Raw genomic sequence first — 18,803 nt, 5'->3', positions numbered from 1 at the left:
GATCCGTCGGGCCCCTTCGTCTGTGTGGTCAGTCCTCGCCGAGGTAGGCCTTGCGGACGGACTCGTCGTGCAGCAGGTCGGCGCCGGTGCCGGAGAGGACGATGCTGCCGGTCTCCATGACGTAGCCGCGGTCGGACAGCGACAGGGCGGCCTGGGCGTTCTGCTCGACCAGGAGGATGGTCGTACCGGACGCCTTCAGCTCGACGATGGTGGACATGATCTTCTGCATCATCAGCGGCGAGAGGCCCATCGAGGGCTCGTCCAGCATGAGCAGTTTGGGCTGGGACATCAGCGCCCGCCCCATGGCGAGCATCTGCTGCTCGCCGCCCGAGAGCGTTCCCGCGGCCTGCTTGCGGCGTTCGCCGAGGATGGGGAAGAGGGCGTAGGCGCGTTCGACGTCCGCCGCGATGCCGGCGCTGTCGGTGCGCAGGAAGGCGCCGAGGAGGAGGTTCTCCTCGATGGTCATCCGGGGGAAGATGTGCCGGCCCTCGGGGGAGTGGGCGAGGCCGAGGGCGACGATCTTGTGCGCCGGTACGGAGGCCAGGTCCTGTCCGTCGAAGGTGATGCGGCCGGCGGTGGGCTTGAGCAGGCCAGAGAGGGTGCGCAGGGTGGTGGTCTTGCCGGCGCCGTTGGTGCCGATGAGGGTGGTGACCTCGCCCTGGTTGACGGTGAAGCTGATGCCCTTGACGGCTTCGATCTTGCCGTAGGCGACGCGGAGGTCCTCGACCTCCAGGAGTGCGGTCACTGGTCGGTCTCCGTAACGGCGGGGGTGGTGCCTTCGAGCGGGGCGCCGAGGTAGGCGGTGATGACGCGTTCGTCGGTCTGGACGGTCTCGCGGTCGCCCTCGACGATCTTCTCGCCCTGGACGAGGACGGCGGTGCGGTCGCAGAGGTTGAAGATGAAGCGCATGTCGTGCTCGATGACGAGGATCGAGACGCCCTTGTCGCGGATGGCGAAGACGAGTTCCTCGGCGGCCCTGGTCTCCTGGGGGTTCATGCCGGCGGTGGGTTCGTCGAGCAGGAGCAGTCCGGGCTCGGAGGCGAGGGCGCGGGCGATTTCGAGCTTGCGCTGCTCGCCGTAGGGCAGGTTGCGGGCGAGGTGGTCGGCCTTCTCGGCGAGGCCGGTGAAGGCGAGGAGTTCCATGGCCTTCTCGCGGCCCTCCCTCTCGGCGCGGTGGTAGCCGGGGCCGCGGAGGATGGCGGAGAAGACGCCCTCCCTGGTCCGGGTGTGGCGGCCGACGAGGACGTTCTCCAGGACGGTCATGTTGGCGAAGAGCCGGATGTTCTGGAAGGTGCGGGCGATGCCGGCCTGGGTGACGAGGTGGGGCTTGGGGGGCAGGAGGGTGCCGCGGTAGCGGACGGAGCCCTCGGTGGGGACGTACAGGCCGGTGAGGCAGTTGAAGAAGGTGGTCTTGCCGGCGCCGTTGGGGCCGATGAGGCCGATGATCTCGCCCTCGCCGACGGTGAGGGAGACGTCGTTGACGGCGGTGAGGCCGCCGAAGCGCATGGTGACGCCGGTGACGTCGAGCAGGGGAGCAGCAGCGGTGGTCATCTGGTGGGTCACGCCCCTGCCTTGGTGAGTGCGGTCGGCTCGCCGGTGGGCGGGGCCGGGGTGGCGGCCTCGTGGAATTCGAGCTGTCGGCGCCGGTTGGGGATGAGGCCTTCGGGGCGGACGCGCATCAGGACGATGAGGGCGGCGCCGAAGGCGAGGAGCTGGTAGTCGGAGAGGAATTCGAGCTTCTTCGGGATGAGGAAGAGGAGGGTGGCGCCGACGAGGGGGCCGCTGATGGTGCCCATGCCGCCGAGGATGACGGCGGCGAGCAGGAAGGCGGAGTTGGGCGGCAGGGCGTCGGCGAAGGTGTACTGGTCGGGGGTGACGGTGTAGCTGACGTGGGCCTGGACGGTGCCGGCCAGGCCGGCGAGGCAGGCGCCGAGGGCGAAGGCGAGCAGTTTGAGGCGGAAGCCGTTGATGCCCATGGCTTCGGCGGCGGTCTCGTCCTCGCGGATGGCGACCCAGGCGCGGCCGATGCGGGAGTTGCCGACCCGGGCGAAGACGAGCACGACCAGGGCGGTGACCAGGAGCATCAGCAGGTAGTAGTTGGAGAAGCGGCCGAGTTCGATGCCGGCGACGGTGTGGGGTTTGCCGAGGTCGAAGCCGAGGATCTCCAGGTCGGGGATGCGGGGGATGCCGTTGGAGCCGTTGGTGACCTTGGGTCCGGTGGTGCCGTTGAGGTTGAGCATGGTGATGCGGAAGATCTCGCCGAAGCCGAGGGTGACGATGGCGAGGTAGTCGCCGCGCAGTCGCAGGGTGGGGGCGCCGATGAGGACGCCGAAGACCATGGAGACGGCGGCGCCGGTGAGCATCGCGGCCCAGAACGGGAACTGGACGTGGATGGGGGAGGCGGGGGAGCCGGAGACCAGGGCGGCGGCGTAGGCGCCGACGCCGAGGAAGGCGACGTACCCGAGGTCGAGCAGGCCGGCCAGGCCGACGACGATGTTGAGGCCGAGGGCGACGGTGGCGAAGATCAGGATGTTGGTGGCGACCGAGGTGTACTGGTCGCTGCTCTGGGTGAACGGGAAGCTCGCGGCGGCGGCGAAGGCGGCGCCGGTGGTGACCGGGCGGTGCTGGACGGTCAGTGTGCGGAGCCGGGTGATCAGGCCGGAGCGGGTGAGCGCGGCGGCGACGAGGGCGGCGAGCAGCAGGTAGCCGGTGAAGAGTTCGCCGTACTCGGTGTCGATGCCGAAGGTGATCGCGTACAGGCCGGCGCCGAAGGCGGCGATGATGACCAGGACTTCGACCCAGGAGGGGAGTCGGCGCGGCGGGGGCAGCGGGCGGTCGGCCTTGCCGAGGCGCAGCCAGCTGTTGGCGAGGTGGCCGAGTTGGAGGAGCAGGACGGCGCCGGCGGCGATGGCGAGGGCGCCGGACAGGGCGGTCATGACGGGGGCGACGGGCTGGTCGTCGGGGATGGCGTGGGCGCCGTACCAGCCGAGGGGGGCGGCGGGGAGGAGGAGGAAGAGCCGCTTGTCGAGGATGCGGACGGGTACGGCGGTGCGGCGGTCGAGGGGGAGGCCGAGGGCGCCGAGGACGGTGAGCAGGCCGCCGCCGGCGAGGATCCAGCCGCCGGGTTCGAGGTTGGCGAGGCCGCCGAGTTCGACGGTGATGGCGGTGACGGAGTAGGCGGCGACGGCGAGGGCGCCGGTGGCGGCGAGGAGGACGGCGTTGTTGCTGCGGGTGGGGGCGGCCCAGCGCAGTCCGGGGGTGCCCTGGGTGGCGAGGAGGAGGACGAGGGTGAGGACGCCGGCGGCGATGGCGAGCCATTGGAGGCCGGCGGGGGCGCCGGTGTAGGTGAGGTCGCCGGGGAAGTCGCTGGTCCAGGTCCAGGGGAGGGCGGCGGAGGCGGCGGTGGCGAGGGCGCCGAGGCCGGTGAGGGTCGTGGCGGCGCGGGCGGGGAGGGGGATGACCGGGGCGGTCTCGGTGGTGGTCATGGTGGTCACGCCCTGTCCGCGACGCGCTCGCCGAGCAGGCCCTGGGGCCGGACGAGGAGCACGAGGATGAGGAGTACGAAGGCCCAGACGTCCTTCCATGCGCCGCCTCCGAAGAGGTGCATGCCGGGCAGGTGCTGGATGTAGCCGGTGGCGAGGGCTTCGGCGAGGCCGAGGGCGATGCCGCCGAGCATGGCGCCGTAGATGTTGCCGATGCCGCCGAGGACGGCGGCGGTGAAGGCCTTGAGGCCGAGGATGAAGCCCATGCGGAAGTCGACCTGGCCGCTGCGCAGTCCGTAGGCGACGGCGGCGACGGCGGCGAAGGCGGCGCCGATGGCGAAGGCCATGACGATGATCCGGTCGGTGTCGATGCCCATGAGCTTGGCGGTGTCCGGGTCCTGGCTGGTGGCCTGCATGGCGCGGCCGGAGCGGGTGCGGGTGACGAACCAGCCGAGGGCGAGCATGCACAGCGGGGCGGCGATGATCAGGAAGAGGTCGCTGCGCTGGATGGTGACGGAGCCGAGGGAGAAGGGGTCGCCGGGGATCTTGGGGAAGACCCGGGCCTTCTTGGCGTCGGGGTAGAAGGAGAAGACGAGTTGCTGGAGGAAGATGGACAGCCCGATCGCGGTGATCAGCGGGGCGAGTCGGGGGGCGTTGCGCAGCGGCCGGTAGGCGAAGCGTTCGGCGGCGACGGCGGTGAGGGTGGAGACCAGGATGCCGGCGATGAGCATGAGTGGCAGGGCCAGCCACAGGGTGGTGCCGCCGGGGAGGGCGAGGTAGGCGGTCAGGGCGCCGAAGCCGCCGACCATGACGATCTCGCCGTGGGCGAAGTTGATGAGCTGGACGATGCCGTAGACCATCGTGTAGCCGATCGCGACGAGTCCGTAGAGGGCGCCGAGGATCAGGCCGTTGGCCAGCTGCTGCGGTAGGTCGTGCACCGCTGGGCCTCCGTAGTGCGTTCGGGGGTGTCCGCGTGGGTGGTGGATGTGGGCGCGCGCGGGGGCACTGGTGGCGCCCCCGCGCGCGTGCTGTGGTGCTGTGGTTCTTTGGCGGTAAGTGTTGTTGCTGGTCCGCTTGGTGACGGAACGTCAGTAGAGGGGTGTCAGCCCTTGAAGGTGCCGGACTTCTCCACGGCCCACTTGCCGTCCTTGACGGTGTAGACGGTGAGCTGCTTGTTGGTGGTGTCGCCGTACTCGTCGAAGGAGACGGTGCCGGTGACGCCGTCGAAGGTGACCTTCTGGACGGCGTTGCGGACGGCGGTGCGGGCGTCGCTGCCGGGGAGCTTGCCGTTGTTGTCCTTCACGACGTTCTTGACGGCCTGGATGATGGCCCAGGTGCTGTCGTAGGAGTAGCCGCCGTAGGTCTCGTAGGCGTCCTTGTAGCCGGCCGCCTTGTAGTCGGCGATGTACTTCTTGGCGGTGTCGAGGGATTCGACGGGCAGGCCGACGGCGGTGGCGAAGTCGCCCTGGCTCTTGGGGTTGAGCTTGATGAAGTCGGCGCTCTGGATGCCGTCGCCGCCCATCAGGGGGATGGTGGCGCCGGCGTCCTTGAGCTGGAGGGAGAGCGGGCCGGCGGCGGGGTACTCGCCGCCGTAGTAGACGGCGTCGGCGCCGGAGTTCTTGACCTTGGTGACGATGGCGGAGAAGTCGCGGTCGTCGGGGTTGACGTGCTCCTCGCCGACGATGGTGCCGCCGAGCTTGGTGAACTCGCCCTTGAAGGTGCCCGCGAGGCCGGCGCCGTAGGTCTTCTGGTCGTCGATCAGGAAGACCTTGGTCTTCTTGGCGTCGGTGTAGAGGAACTGGGCGGCGAAGGGGCCCTGGACGGCGTCGGTGGTGGCGGTGCGGAAGTAGGACTTGAAGGGCCGCTTCTTCTGGCCGGTGGCCCACTGCTCGCCCTGGCTGAGGGCGACGCCGGTGTTGGCGGGGGAGACCTCGACCAGGTTCGCGTCGTCGAAGATCTGCTGCATCGACTGCGCCACGCTGGAGTTGAGCGGGCCGACGACGCCGAGCACCTTGGAGTCGCCGACCAGTTGGGTGGCGTTCTGCTGGCCGGGGGCGGGCTTGCCGGTGTCGTCGAGGGCCTTGATCTCGAACTTGACGCCCTGGACCTCGTGCGCCTCGTTGGCCTTCTTGACCGCGAGGTCCGCGGAGTTGCGGATGCCGAGGCCGAGGGCGGAGAGGTCGCCGGTGAGCGGGGCGTCGACGCCGATGACGACGGTGACGTCGGAACCGCCGTTGTTGCCGCCGTCGGCGTTCTTCTTCTCACCGCGGGAGCCGCAGGCGCTGAGGCTGAGGGCGCCGATCACGGCAATGCTCACGACAACTGCTGAACGATGACGCACGAGGGTCCCCTTCGGTTCAGGAGGCGCCGCGCCTGAGTGGCGGGAGCCGGGATGCGCGGAGGGCCGGGCCCATTCCGGATGGCGCGGTGACTGGCCGTGACTCTAGGTGGTGTTGGGCGGCTCGGGCAGTGGTGTGGGCAGGCTGTGATTCTCTTGTTATGAGCACACAGACGAGTTGTCTCAGCATGCGGGCATTTTGGCTCGGCCGGTCCCGAACCATCCGGCCGCTGCGGGCTGGTGAGGCAATGTAAGGCCCAGAAATAGGGGTTGCAGCTGTTGCCGTCGATAATCGGACATCCGCGTCCGGCGTGCTGCTTTCGGCCATGCCTGTCCGCATTTCGGACAGCGAGGGCGCGACGAAGGGGCTCCGGGGTGCCCGTGGGCCCCGAAACCGCCGTTTACTCGGATTTCCTACCTGTTACGTAGCGTTACATTCGCTAGGGCCGCCGTCGATCGCGCCCGGACATGCCGCCGCCCCCTTGTCCAGACCAACGCCTGCCCAGGGTGGCGGAGGGTCAAACAAGGGGGCGGGAAAGGGACTTGATATCGACCGTACGGCAACTGTCGGCAGCCGCACGGTGGTTGCCGATCCGGCCTGAAGATCGCGCGGCCTACAGGTCGCGCAGCATGCAGGTCAGCCGGCAGCTGGTGATCCGCTTGCCGGTGTCGTCGGTGATCGCGATCTCGTAGGTGGCCGCCGTGCGGCCCTTGAACACCGCCGTCGCCACGCCCGTGACCAGACCGGAGGTGGCCGAGCGGTGGTGGGTGGCGTTGAGGTCCACGCCCACCGCGTACCGGCCCGGACCGGCGTGCAGCATCGCGCCGATCGAGCCCAGCGTCTCCGCCAGTGCCGCCGACGCGCCGCCGTGCAGCAGCCCGTACGGCTGCTGGTTGCCCTCCACCGGCATGGTGCCCACCACGCGGTCGCCGGACGCCTCGACGATCCGGATCCCGAGCTTCTCGCCGAGGTGGCCGCCGGAGAAGGTCTCCGGGTTCACCCCGAGCCGGGAGAAGTGGTCCAGCACGTCCTGCGGGACCTTCAGGACGGGGCTGGTGTCGGGGGCCGCGTCGGTCATGGGGGAACTCCTGCCGCTCGGGGGTCGCGTCGTCGTGCTGCCTGTGATCGTACGACCGTCCTACTCGCTGGTAGCGGCCGTGGCCCGATCGGCGCGGCGCCCCTTTTGTCGGTGCCGGGCCATAGGATCGGTGACCGGTAGTGGAATCGGCAGGAACGGACGTTGACGTGGCTACGCAGAGTACGGACAAGGGTGCGACGGGTGCCGGCGGGGCCGGCCCGCGGCCCCGGCTGATGCTGCTCGACGGGCACTCGATGGCCTACCGGGCCTTCTACGCCCTGCCCGTGGAGAACTTCAACACCTCCACCGGGCAGCCCACCAACGCGGTCTACGGCTTCGCCTCGATGCTCGCCAACACCGTCCGGGACGAGCGGCCCACCCACCTCGCCGTCGCCTTCGACCTCTCCCGGCAGACCTTCCGCTCCGTCGAGTTCCCCGACTACAAGGCCAACCGCGCCAAGACACCGGACGAGTTCCGCAGCCAGGTCGGCCTGATCGGCGAACTGCTCGACGCCATGCACATCCCCCGGCTGACCGCCGAGGGCTTCGAGGCCGACGACATCATCGCCACCCTGGCCACCGCCGCCGAGGCGGCCGGCTACGACGTCGACATCGTCACCGGCGACCGCGACTCGCTCCAGCTGGTCACCGACCACGTCACCGTGCTCTACCCCACCAAGGGCGTCTCCGAGCTCACCCGCTTCACCCCGGAGAAGGTCACCGAGAAGTACGGCGTCACCCCCCGCCAGTACCCCGACCTCGCCGCCCTGCGCGGCGACCCGTCCGACAACCTGCCCGGCATCCCCGGCGTCGGAGAGAAGACCGCCGCCAAGTGGGTCAACCAGTTCGGCTCCTTCGACGAACTCGTCGCCCGGGCCGACGAGGTCAAGGGCAAGATCGGCGAGAAGCTGCGCGACAACCTCGACTCGGTCAAGCGCAACCGGGTGCTCACCGAGCTGGTCCGCGACGTCGAACTCCCGCTCGGCGTGGCCGAACTGGCCCGCCAGGCCTTCGACAAGGCCGCCGTCGCCACCCTGATGGAGTCGCTGGAGTTCCGCAACGCCAACTTCCGCGACCGCGTCCTCGGCATCAACCCTGCGACGGGCGAGGAGGAGGCCGCCGAACTCGCCCCCGGCGTCGAGGTCGACGGCGAACTGCTCACCGACCCGGGCACGCTGGCCGCCTGGCTGCGCGAGCACGCCTCCGACGGCAAGACCACCGTCGCCCTGGCCGCCGTCTACCAGTGGGCGCTCGGCACCGGTGAGGTCTCCGAAGTGGCCCTGGCCGCAGGGGGGTTGGCCGCCTGGTTCGACCCGGCGCTGCTCGCCGAGGAGGACGAGCGGGCCTTCGCCGCCTGGCTCGCCGACCGGACGGCCCCCAAGGCCCTGCACATCGCCAAGCAGGTCATGCGCGCCTTCGCCGAGCGCGGCTGGACCATCGACGGCGTCGTCGCCGACACCGCCCTCGCCGCCTACCTGGAGAAGCCCGGCCGCCGCACCTTCACCCTGGAGGTGCTCGCCGAGGAGTACCTGGCCCGCTCGCTCACCCCGGCCCCCGCCACCGAGAGCGGCCAACTCGCCTTCGACGCACCGGAGGAGGACGAGGCCGCCGGCGCCCAGGCGCTCATGCTCCAGGCCCGCGCCGTGCTCGACCTCGCCGCGCTCTTCGACACCCGCCTCGGCGAGGTCGGCGCCGCCGGGCTGATGCGCGACATGGAACTGCCCATCGCCGCCCTGCTCGCCCGCATGGAGCGCTACGGCATCGCCGCCGACCGCGACTGGCTCACCACGCTGGAGGCGCAGTTCGCCGCCGAGATCCAGCGCTGCGTCGAGGAGGCGCACGCCGCCGCCGGGCACGAGTTCAACCTCGGCTCGCCCAAGCAGCTCCAGGAGATCCTCTTCGGCGAACTCGCCCTCCCCAAGACCAAGAAGATCAAGACCGGCTACACCACCGACGCCGACGCCCTCACCTGGCTCGCCACCCAGACCGACAACCAGCTGCCGGTCATCCTGCTGCGCCACCGCGACCAGGCCAAGCTGCGCACCACCGTCGAGGGCCTGCTCAAGACCGTCTCGCCCCAGGGCCGGATCCACACCACCTTCAACCAGATGGTCGCCGCCACCGGCCGGCTCTCCTCGCAGGACCCGAACCTGCAGAACATCCCGGTCCGCACCGAGGAGGGCCGGGCGATCCGCCGCGCCTTCATCGTCGGCGAGGGCTACGAGTCGCTGCTCACCGCCGACTACTCGCAGATCGAACTGCGGATCATGGCGCACCTGTCCGAGGACGAGGCCCTGATCGAGGCCTTCGCCTCCGGTGAGGACCTGCACACCACCGTCGCCTCCCAGGTCTTCGAGGTCCCGGGCGCCGCCGTGGACGCCGAGATGCGGCGCAAGATCAAGGCGATGTCCTACGGCCTGGCGTACGGGCTGTCCGCGTACGGGCTCTCGCAGCAGCTCGGCATCAAGCCGGCCGAGGCGCAGGGCCTGATGGACACCTACTTCGAGCGCTTCGGCGGCGTGCGCGACTACCTGCACCGGGTCGTCGAGGAGGCCCGCGCGACGGGCTACACCGAGACCCTGCTCGGCCGCCGCCGCTACCTGCCGGACCTCAACAGCGACAACCGCCAGCGTCGCGAGATGGCCGAGCGGATGGCTCTGAACGCCCCGATCCAGGGCTCGGCCGCCGACATCGTCAAGATCGCCATGCTGCGGGTCGACGAGGCGCTGCGCGAGGCCGGCCTCACCTCCCGGATGCTGCTCCAGGTGCACGACGAAATCGTGCTGGAGCTGGCCCCGGGCGAGCGCGAGCCGGTCGAGGCGATCGTCCGCGAGCAGATGGCGGGCGCCTACCCGCTGACCGCCCCGCTGGACGTCTCGGTCGGCGTCGGCCCCAACTGGGAGGCCGCCGCGCACTGACGAGGTGCCGCCAACGGGCCCGGACGCGCCCCGCGTCCGGGCCCGTCGTCACGATCCTGCCGCTCCGCCGCCCAGCGGGCACGACTGCGGGGGCGGGGTGGCGGTGAGGAGTTGCGAGTTGCTCGTGAACCCCACTACCCGCAGATGGGTAGTGGGGTCTTCTGGTGCTACTTCCGGGTGTTGGTGCGGCGGGTGGGTTCGGCCGTCGTCGGGTCTTCGGGCCAGGGGTGGCGGGGGTAGCGGCCCCTGAGGTCGGCGCGGACGGCTCGGTAGCCGTCGCGCCAGAAGCTCTCCAGATCGCCGGTGACGGCGGCGGGGCGGCCGGCGGGGGAGAGCAGGTGGATGGTCAGCGGGACGCGACCGGCGGCCAGGGTGGGAGTGGTGGTCCAGCCGAAGAGTTCCTGCAACTTGACGGCTAGCACTGGGCGTTCGGTGCTGTAGTCGACTCGTATCTTCGAGCCGGACGGCACGGTGATGCGCTCGGGGGCGAGTTCGTCCAGGCGGCCCGCCTCACCGGTGGCCCAGGGGAGGAGGCGTTGCAGGGCGGAGGTGGTGTCGATCCTCGCGAGGTCGGTGCGGCGGCGGGCGCGGGAGAGTTCGGGTTCGAGCCACTCCTCGGCGCGGTCGAGCAGTGCCTCGTCGCTGACGTCGGGCCAGGGGTCGCCGATGGAGGCGTGGAGGAAGGAGAGGCGTTCGCGTAGGCCGGGGGAGGGCCAGGTCAGGAGGGTGCTCACGCCCTCGCGGGTGAGGCCTTCGAGGAGGGCGGCGCGGACGAGGGCCCGGTCGGGGCGGTCGAGCGGCTTCTCGGAGAGTTCGATCGCGCCGAGGGACTCGACCCGGCGGGAGACGACTTCGCCTCGCCGGGTGTCCCAGTGGACCTCCTCCCGGGCGGTGAGCAGAGGCGCTCCGGCGAGGCGGGCGGTGTCCTCGTCGAGGGCGGCGGCGTGCAGGATGCGGGCGGAGTGCGAGCCCGCCGGGCGGTCGGCGACCGCGACGGCGAGCCAGGGGAGGGCGCCCAACGCGGTGCCGGGGGCGAGTTCGGCAGCCGTCCCGGAGGCCATCAGGTACGGGCTGCGCTCGCCGGGGGCGGGCTTGTCGACCCGGGCGCGGGCGACCCGTTCGGGGAAGGCGAGGGCGACGACGAGGCCGGCGGCGGTCGCATCGGGCAGCGGCGTGGCGGGTTCGTCGGAGGTGGCGCGCAGCAGTCGGCGGACCTCCTCGCGCCAGCGCCCGGTGTAGGGGTCGCGGGAGTCCTTCACGCTGCGCCACACCGCGCCGAGGTCGTCGCCGAGCGCGCGCGGTGGCTCCTCGGAGAGCAGCGCGACCACCTCGGCGGCCCGCCGGGCGCCGACGGCGGTGGCCCCGTCGACGAGGGCGCGGCCCAGGCGGGGGTGGAGTCCGGTGCGGGCGAGGCGCACACCGCGCGGCGTGGCCCGGCCGTCGGGGTCCACCGCGCCGAGGGCCTGGAGGGTCTGCCGGGCTGCGGCCATCGCCCCGGCTGGCGGGGCGTCGGGGAGGGCGAGGCCGGTGGCGTCCGGGTCGCCCCAGCAGGCGGCCTGGAGGGCGAAGCCGGTGAGGTCCGCGAGGGCGATCTCGGGCGTGGGGAAGCGGGCGGCGCGGGCGTCCTCGGCCTCGTGCCAGCAGCGGTAGACGGTGCCGGGGGCCTCGCGGCCTGCGCGGCCGGCGCGTTGGCGGGCGGCGGCCAGCGAGGCCCGTACGGTGACCAGCCCGGCGAGCCCGCGGGCGTGGTCGGTGCGAGGTTCGCGAGCGAGTCCGGCGTCGACCACGACGCGGACGCCCGGCACGGTGAGGGAGGACTCGGCGACGGAGGTGGCGAGCACGACCCGCCGTGAAGAGGAGGGGGTGAGGGCGGCGTCCTGGACGGCCTGCGGCGCGCGGCCGTGGAGCTGGAGCACCTCGGCGTCGACGCCGGCCAACTGACCGGCGACGCGGGCGATCTCGCCGACGCCGGGCAGGAAGCAGAGCACGTCCCCGTCCTGTTCGGCGAGTGCCCGCCGGGCCACGGCCGCGACGTGGTCGAGCAGCGCCGGGTCGACCCGGGTGCCGTGGGCGGGCCGGACGGCGCGCGGCGGCGGTGCCCAGACCACGTCCACCGGGTGGGACACCCCGTGCGCCTCGACCACCGGGGCGCCCCCGAGGAGTTCGGCCCAGGCCTCGGTGTCGGAGGTGGCGGAGGCGCAGACCAGCCGCAGTTCGGGCCGCAGCGCGGCGCGGACGTCCAGCAGGAAGGCGAGCGAGGTGTCGGCGTCCAGGTGCCGTTCGTGGCACTCGTCCAGGACGACCACGTCCACGCCGGGCAACTCCTGGTCGCGCTGGAGCCGTTGCAGCAGCACGCCGGTGGTGACCACCTCGACCACCGTCTCCGGCCCGACGCGACGCTCGCCGCGCACGGTGTACCCGACCCGGCCGCCGATGGCCTCGCCGAGCAGCCAGGCCATCCGTCGGGCGGCGGCGCGGACGGCGAGCCGGCGCGGTTCGGCGACCAGCACCCGGCGGGCGGCGCCGTCCGACAGCAGCCCGGCGAGGGCGAGTGGCACCAGCGTGGTCTTGCCGGTGCCGGGCGGGGCGGCGAGGACGGCGGTGCCGTGCCCGTCCAGCGCGCGGTGCAGGGCGGGCAGGGCGGTGCGGACGGGCAGTTCGCGCCAGGCCGGGTTCAGCAAGGCGGTCAGCCCCGCTCGGTGACGAAGATCGCCGTGCCGGGGATCAGCCGGCCGCGCAGCGGGGACCAGCCGCCCCACTCCTGTTCGAGGCCGGCCGGCCACTCGGGCTCGACCAGGTCGACCAGACGGAAGCCTGCGCCGACGAGTTCGCGGATCCGGTCGCCCAGAGTGCGGTGGTGCTCGACGTAGGTGGCGCGGCCGTTCTCGTCCTGCTCGACGTACGGGGTGCGATCGAAGTAGGAGGACGTCGCGGTGAGCCCCTCGACGCCGGGCTCGTCGGGGAAGGCCCAGCGGATCGGGTGGGTGACCGAGAACACCCAGAGCCCGCCGGGCCGCAGCACCCGGTGCACCTCGCGCATCAGCCGGTCGGTGTCGGCGCTGAACGGGACGGCGCCGTAGGCGGAGCAGGCGAGGTCGAAGGAGGCGTCGGCGAAGGGCAGCACGGCGGCGTCGGCCTGGACGACGGGGACGGGCCGGGCGCCGCGGCCGAGGTCGATCCGGCGGGAGTGCTGGAGCTGGCGGTGGGAGATGTCCAGCGCGACGGGGCGGGCGCCCCGGGCGGCGAGCCAGCGGGAGCACTGGGCGGCGCCGGCGCCGATCTCCAGTACGTCCTTGCCCGCGACCTCGCCGAGCAGCCGGGCGTCGGCCTCGTCCAGGCCCTCGGGGCACCAGGTGAAGCGGTCGTCGCCGAGGAACTCGCCGTGCTCGTCCTGGTACTCGTCGGCGTTGCGGTCCCACCAGTGGCGGCTGGCCCGGCTGCTCTCCCCGGCGCCGGCCGTGCGCCGCACCGCGTCGTCGCCCTCCTCCTCCGCGGAGGTGTCAAGATCGTGCAGGTCTGACTGGGGGGTGGTGGCCACGGTGACAATGCCCATCGCGTAGGGTATGGAGTGCGGAAGCGCCGCTGCCGCGAACCGGCCCGTGAGGGTTCGGCTCCTGGTGGTGGCATCCGGGGACAGGGCCCCTGCGGGCGCCGCCGCGAGGCGCGCAATCGGAGGATATGGCCTGATCCATACCAGGCTCCACCGTCTTGCCGTCCTTGGCATTGACCGTGCCTGGCCGTCCCCGTATGCTACAAGTTGCGCTGCGGGCCTGCGCGCCTCAGACGGAGCAGGTCGCGCTCGCATCTGTCGAAGACCCCACGGTCGCAAGACGGACGCCGGTTCTCGTTGTACGGGAATCCCGGTGCGCCGTGTTCTTGGCTGTCCGGCTTTCGGTGGGAGCGATACGGGCCCTCCGCGTGGCATTACCTACGACTTTCATGTCCGTACCGGAGCCCTTTTCCTAATGACGAGCCCCACCGACTCCTCCCTCAGCACCACCCCGCAGGTCGCGGTCAACGACATCGGCGACGCGGAGGCGTTCCTCGCCGCGATCGACGAGACCATCAAGTACTTCAACGATGGCGACATCGTCGAGGGCGTCATCGTGAAGGTCGACCGTGACGAGGTCCTCCTCGACATCGGTTACAAGACCGAGGGCGTCATCCCGTCCCGCGAGCTCTCGATCAAGCACGACGTTGACCCGCACGAGGTCGTCGCCGTCGGTGACAACATCGAGGCCCTGGTTCTCCAGAAGGAGGACAAGGAGGGTCGTCTCATCCTGTCCAAGAAGCGCGCTCAGTACGAGCGTGCCTGGGGCACGATCGAGAAGATCAAGGAAGAGGACGGCATCGTCACCGGTACCGTCATCGAGGTCGTCAAGGGTGGTCTCATCCTCGACATCGGCCTCCGTGGCTTCCTTCCGGCCTCCCTCGTCGAGATGCGCCGTGTCCGCGACCTCCAGCCCTACGTGGGCAAGGAGCTCGAGGCCAAGATCATCGAGCTGGACAAGAACCGCAACAACGTGGTCCTGTCCCGCCGTGCCTGGCTGGAGCAGACCCAGAGCGAGGTCCGCCAGACCTTCCTCACCACCCTGCAGAAGGGCCAGGTGCGCTCCGGCGTCGTCTCCTCGATCGTCAACTTCGGTGCCTTCGTGGACCTGGGTGGCGTCGACGGCCTGGTGCACGTCTCCGAGCTGTCCTGGAAGCACATCGACCACCCGTCCGAGGTTGTCGAGGTCGGCCAGGAGGTCACCGTCGAGGTTCTCGACGTTGACATGGACCGCGAGCGCGTCTCCCTGTCGCTGAAGGCGACCCAGGAGGACCCGTGGCAGCAGTTCGCCCGTACCCACCAGATCGGCCAGGTCGTTCCGGGTAAGGTCACCAAGCTGGTTCCGTTCGGTGCGTTCGTCCGCGTGGACGAGGGCATCGAGGGTCTGGTCCACATCTCCGAGCTGGCCGAGCGCCACGTCGAGATCCCGGAGCAGGTCGTCCAGGTCGGCGACGAGATCTTCGTCAAGGTCATCGACATCGACCTTGAGCGTCGCCGCATCAGCCTGTCGCTCAAGCAGGCCAACGAGGCCCTGGGTGCCAACCCGGCCGAGGTCGAGTTCGACCCGACCCTGTACGGCATGGCCGCCTCGTACGACGACCAGGGCAACTACATCTACCCGGAGGGCTTCGACCCCGAGGCGAACGACTGGCTGCCCGGCTTCGAGAAGCAGCGCGAGGAGTGGGAGCGCCAGTACGCCGAGGCGCAGTCCCGCTTCGAGCAGCACCAGGCCCAGGTCATCAAGAGCCGCGAGGCCGACGCCGAGGCCGCTGCCCAGGGTGACGAGGGTGCCGCTGCCGGTGTCTCCGGCGGTTCGTACTCCTCCTCCAGCGACGAGGGCTCGGGCGCCCTGGCCTCCGACGAGGCCCTGGCCGCCCTGCGCGAGAAGCTGGCCGGCGGCCAGAGCTGAGGCTCTCGCCCCCGCTAGCTGACAGCTAGGGAATGGGCCCCACCCGGATTTCCGGGTGGGGCCCATTCGTTTTTCCGTTCCCGGCGGTTCCCGGCGGTTCCGGGTGGTTCCGGGAGGTTTCCAAGTGGTTTTCGGGTGGTTTTCCGGTGGCTTTCGCCACCGTTTTCCCGCTTCGTTTTCCGCTTTTACTTATGTGTCCTTCATGTGAAGGAAAATGTGAGATGCCGCTCATTGCCCTGCTATAGGACGAAGTTCGGGTTACGCCTACATTGAGGGGAGCTGCCCGAAAGGCTCCTCCATGCGCAACCCCTCCTCCGCCGCCCCCACCGCAGTGGTCGGCGGCCGGCTGGCCGCGACAGGCCGGTTCTGCTTCCGCCACCGCCGCTGGGTGCTCGGCTTCTGGGCCGTCGTCCTGGTCGTCGGGGTGCTGATCGGGGGCCGGGTCTTCGAGGGCTCGGTGGCCGGGGCCTCCTCCGCCACCGCCGAGGCCGACCGGGGCACGGCGGTGGTCGCTGCGGCCGATCCGGTCAAGGGGACCGTGACGGCCCTGGTGGACGGCAGGCCGGTGGACGATCCGGCCGTGCGCACCGCCGTGGAGCAGGCCACCGCCGAACTCGCCGCCCTGCCCGGGGTCTCGTCCGCCCAGGACGCGTACGGCCCCGGACCGGGTGCGGCCGCGCTGCGGGCCGGTGACGGGACGGCCAGTCTGATCACCGTACGGATGGCCGACACCGCGAGCTCCGCGCAGACCGACGCCGTGACCCACCGGCTCGCCGCACTGAACGGGACGGGCGGGGCGCACGTCACCGTCGGCGGGGACCTCGTGCTCCAGCAGGAGGTCAAGAAGCAGACCGAGCAGGACACCCGCTTCGGCGAGATGGTGACCCTGCCGCTCACCCTGGTCGTCATGGTGCTGGTCTTCGGCGGGCTGGCCGCGGCCTCGCTGCCGGTGATCGGGGCCGTCGCCTCGGTGGGCGGGGCACTGCTGGCGATGTTCGGATTCAGCCGGATCATGGACATCGACACCAGCGTGCTGCCGATCGCCACCGTGCTCGGGCTCGGGCTCTCGATCGACTACGCACTGCTCATGGTGAATCGTTTCCGCGAGGAGCGCGGCCACGGCGCGGGCATCGCCGCCGCCGTCGAGCGCACCGCGGCGACCGCCGGGCGCACCGTCGCCTTCTCCGGACTGACCGTCGCCGTCGCGCTGTCCGGCCTGTTCGTCTTCACCAGCCCGGTGCTGGGCGCGGTCGCCGCGGCAGGGGTGAGCGTGGTGGTGATCGCGGTCGCCGCCGCGCTGACCCTGATCCCCGCGCTGCTCGGCTTCGCCGGCTCGCGGATCAAGGCGCCCGCCACGCCCGTCGCGGACGAGGGCTTCTTCAGCCGGACCGTCCGCCGGGTGCGCAAGCGGGCGGTGGCGGTCACGCTCGGCTCGGTGGTGCTGCTGATGGCGGCCGGGGCGCCGTTCTTCCACGCCGAGATGCGCAGCTCCGGCGCCGCCGTCCTGCCCGCCTCCTCGGCCGGGCGGCAGGTCGCCGACGCCGTCGACCACCGCTTCCCGCAGGCCGCGCCCGCGCCGATCACGGTGGTGGTCGAGGCCGGGGCGCCGGCCGCGCAGGCGTACGCGGACACGGTGGTCGCCGGGCTGCCCGGGGTGAGCGCCGTGCGGGCGGTGACCCCGGTGAGCGACACGGTGTCGACGGTGGACGTGCTGGTGCACGGGGACCCGCAGGGCGCCGGTGCCAAATGGGTGGTCGACGAACTGCGGGCCGACCGGGGCGGGCTGAAGACCTACGTCACCGGCGGCGCGGCCTCGGTGGTGGACTTCCAGGACGAGCTGCTCTCACGCGGGCCGTGGGCGCTCGGCCTGGTCGCGGCCGGGACGCTGGTGCTGCTGTTCCTGATGACCGGCTCGGTGGTGATGCCGGTCAAGGCGCTGCTGATGAACCTGCTCTCACTGGGCGCCTCGCTCGGCGCGCTGACCCTGGTGTTCCAGGACGGCTACTTCAGCGGGCTGCTCGGCTTCAGCCCGACCGGCGGGCTGGAGACCTTCATCCCGGTGCTGGTCTTCGCCTTCGCCTTCGGGCTGTCGATGGACTACGAGGTGTTCCTGCTCGCCCGGATCAAGGAACTGACCGAGCGCGGGCACGGCTGCGTCCGGGCGGTGGAGCTGGGCGTCCAGCGCAGCGGTCGGATCATCACCTCGGCGGCGCTGCTGATGGTGATCGTCTTCGCGGGCTTCGCGCTCGGGGACATGCTCATGGTCAAGCAGATGGGCATCGCGCTGGCCGTCGCCGTCGCGGTGGACGCCACCCTGGTGCGCTGCCTGCTGGTGCCGGCCGCGATGAGCCTGTTCGGCGAGTTCAACTGGTGGGCCCCGGCCCCGCTGCGGCGCCTGCACCGGCGTTTCGGGCTGAGCGAGCACGTCGAACTGCCCACGCTGGAGCCCGCGGCGGTTCCGGTGCCGCGGGGTGCTGCGGCCGAGGAGCCGGTGAAGGTCGAACTGGTGAAGGTCTAGACGGCCCGGGTGACGGCGGCGTACAGCTCGGCGGCGCAGTCCTCGACCGGGCGGCCGGCGGTGTCGAGCACCAGGTGCTCGCGGTCCCAGGGTTCGTACTCGCGGGTCGTGATGGCCGTCCAGTCCGGGAGTTCGAGGCCGGGGACGTCGACGGTGCGGTGCTCGGCCCGGCGGCGGTGCTCGACGGGGTCGGAGCAGACCGTCTCGGCCTCCAGGCAGCGGGCGCCGGCCCGTACGGCGACCTCGCGCCAGGCGGTCCGGGTGACGGCCAGCGGGTTGACCGACTCGGCGATCACGGTGAGGCCCTGGCGCAGGTGCTCCTCGGCCAGCGCGTAGGCGACGGCGTAGCCGACCGGGCCGAGCGGCGGGGCGAGGACGCCGGAGCGCAGCACCGCCTGCTCGATGGTGTCGACGCGCAGGTGGACGGCGCCGGTGCGGTGGGCCAGGGAACGGGCCAGGGTGGTCTTGCCGGTGGCGGGCAGGCCGCTGAGGACGATCAGCACCGGCCCATCCTGCCCTACCGTCGCGGCTTCACGACAGGCGGTCCAGGAGGGCGACGGCGGCGCGGAGTTGGCCCTGCTCGGTGGGGCTGAGGCGGGACTCGATGGCGCCGGCTATGTGGTGTTCCCGGCGGGCGCGCTGGTCGAGCAGGGCGGTGCGGCCGGCCTCGGTGGCGGTGATCAGCTGCTTGCGGCCGTCGGTGGGGTGGGGCTGCTGGGCGACCAGTCCGGCCTCGGTCATCAGGGCGACGGTGCGGGCCATCGACTGGTGGCGCACGCGCCGGCGGTCGGCGAGTTCGGCGACGGTGTAGGAGCGTGCGTCGCGCACCAGCAGGCCGAGGACGGCGGCCTGGTTCGGCGGCAGGTCGTCGCCGTCCCGCAGGGCGCGGACCAGGCTGCCGAGGGCGGCGCGCAGGTCGGCGGCGAGCTCCAGGGTGTCGGGGCGTGGGGCGTTCGGGTGCGGGGTGTTCGGGTGCGGGATCTTCGGGTGCGGGGCTTTGCTGGGCATG

At 71.5% G+C, this 18,803-nt stretch carries 13 protein-coding genes; 3 read left to right on the top strand and 10 right to left on the bottom strand.

The window, feature by feature from the left end:
- Nucleotides 1-28 precede the first annotated feature (28 nt).
- The 6 genes from RZ50_RS11665 to RZ50_RS11640 all read right to left on the bottom strand — a co-directional run bounded on the left by RZ50_RS11665 (nt 29) and on the right by RZ50_RS11640 (nt 6,899).
- The gene (locus RZ50_RS11665) at nt 29-745 is read right to left on the bottom strand and encodes an ABC transporter ATP-binding protein (protein WP_196951531.1); all 717 of its coding nucleotides are present in this window, start codon (nt 743-745) and stop codon (nt 29-31) included.
- Nucleotides 742-1,551 carry an ABC transporter ATP-binding protein gene (locus tag RZ50_RS11660; RefSeq protein ID WP_196951545.1) on the bottom strand — a complete coding sequence of 270 codons (810 nt, stop codon included), beginning with the start codon at nt 1,549-1,551 and terminating at the stop codon, nt 742-744. The genes RZ50_RS11665 and RZ50_RS11660 overlap by 4 nt, the downstream gene beginning before the upstream one ends.
- Before the next feature lie 8 nt (nt 1,552-1,559).
- The gene (locus RZ50_RS11655) at nt 1,560-3,485 is read right to left on the bottom strand and encodes a branched-chain amino acid ABC transporter permease (RefSeq protein ID WP_196951544.1); all 1,926 of its coding nucleotides are present in this window, start codon (nt 3,483-3,485) and stop codon (nt 1,560-1,562) included.
- Between the two features lie 5 nt (nt 3,486-3,490).
- On the bottom strand, nt 3,491-4,420 hold the full coding sequence (locus RZ50_RS11650; protein WP_196951530.1) for a branched-chain amino acid ABC transporter permease: 930 nt from the start codon (nt 4,418-4,420) through the stop codon (nt 3,491-3,493).
- 164 nt (nt 4,421-4,584) lie between these two features.
- Nucleotides 4,585-5,823: a branched-chain amino acid ABC transporter substrate-binding protein gene (locus tag RZ50_RS11645; RefSeq protein WP_196951529.1), complete on the bottom strand. Its 1,239-nt coding sequence runs from the start codon at nt 5,821-5,823 to the stop codon at nt 4,585-4,587.
- 611 nt (nt 5,824-6,434) lie between these two features.
- Nucleotides 6,435-6,899, bottom strand: a complete 465-nt coding sequence (locus RZ50_RS11640) for a PaaI family thioesterase (RefSeq protein WP_196951528.1) — start codon at nt 6,897-6,899, stop codon at nt 6,435-6,437.
- Nucleotides 6,900-7,132: 233 nt separating this feature from the next.
- Between RZ50_RS11640 and polA the strand changes: the two genes are divergently transcribed.
- Nucleotides 7,133-9,817, top strand: a complete 2,685-nt coding sequence (gene polA, locus RZ50_RS11635; protein WP_196951543.1) for a DNA polymerase I — start codon at nt 7,133-7,135, stop codon at nt 9,815-9,817.
- A 167-nt stretch (nt 9,818-9,984) separates the two neighbouring features.
- Here the strand turns inward: polA and hrpB are convergent, their stop codons facing one another.
- Both hrpB and RZ50_RS11625 read right to left on the bottom strand, forming a co-directional pair.
- Entirely contained in the window at nt 9,985-12,498 is a 2,514-nt protein-coding gene (gene hrpB / locus RZ50_RS11630) for an ATP-dependent helicase HrpB (RefSeq protein ID WP_254802453.1), read from the bottom strand.
- A 5-nt stretch (nt 12,499-12,503) separates the two neighbouring features.
- A complete protein-coding gene (locus RZ50_RS11625) occupies nt 12,504-13,370 on the bottom strand; it encodes a class I SAM-dependent methyltransferase (RefSeq protein ID WP_196951526.1) in 867 nt (288 codons plus the stop codon).
- Nucleotides 13,371-13,782: 412 nt separating this feature from the next.
- Here RZ50_RS11625 and rpsA point away from each other — a divergent pair, with 412 nt between their 5' ends.
- On the top strand, nt 13,783-15,276 hold the full coding sequence (gene rpsA / locus RZ50_RS11620) for a 30S ribosomal protein S1 (RefSeq protein WP_196951525.1): 1,494 nt from the start codon (nt 13,783-13,785) through the stop codon (nt 15,274-15,276).
- Nucleotides 15,277-15,574: 298 nt separating this feature from the next.
- Nucleotides 15,575-17,794, top strand: coding sequence for an MMPL family transporter (locus RZ50_RS11615; RefSeq protein WP_217680505.1), 2,220 nt, complete (start codon nt 15,575-15,577; stop codon nt 17,792-17,794).
- Here RZ50_RS11615 and RZ50_RS11610 read toward each other — a convergent pair.
- Together RZ50_RS11610 and RZ50_RS11605 are read right to left on the bottom strand one after the other, a co-directional pair.
- Entirely contained in the window at nt 17,791-18,297 is a 507-nt protein-coding gene (locus RZ50_RS11610) for an AAA family ATPase (RefSeq protein ID WP_196951523.1), read from the bottom strand. The two genes, RZ50_RS11615 and RZ50_RS11610, sit on opposite strands and share 4 nt — an antisense overlap.
- Before the next feature lie 28 nt (nt 18,298-18,325).
- A complete protein-coding gene (locus RZ50_RS11605) occupies nt 18,326-18,802 on the bottom strand; it encodes a MarR family winged helix-turn-helix transcriptional regulator (protein WP_196951522.1) in 477 nt (158 codons plus the stop codon).
- Nucleotide 18,803 lies beyond the last annotated feature (1 nt).

Origin of the sequence: Kitasatospora sp. SUK 42 (genome assembly GCF_015776785.2) — a bacterium.
In the GTDB taxonomy this organism is placed as follows: Bacteria; Actinomycetota; Actinomycetes; order Streptomycetales; family Streptomycetaceae; genus Kitasatospora.
This window is presented reverse-complemented; position numbering and strand designations above follow the sequence as displayed.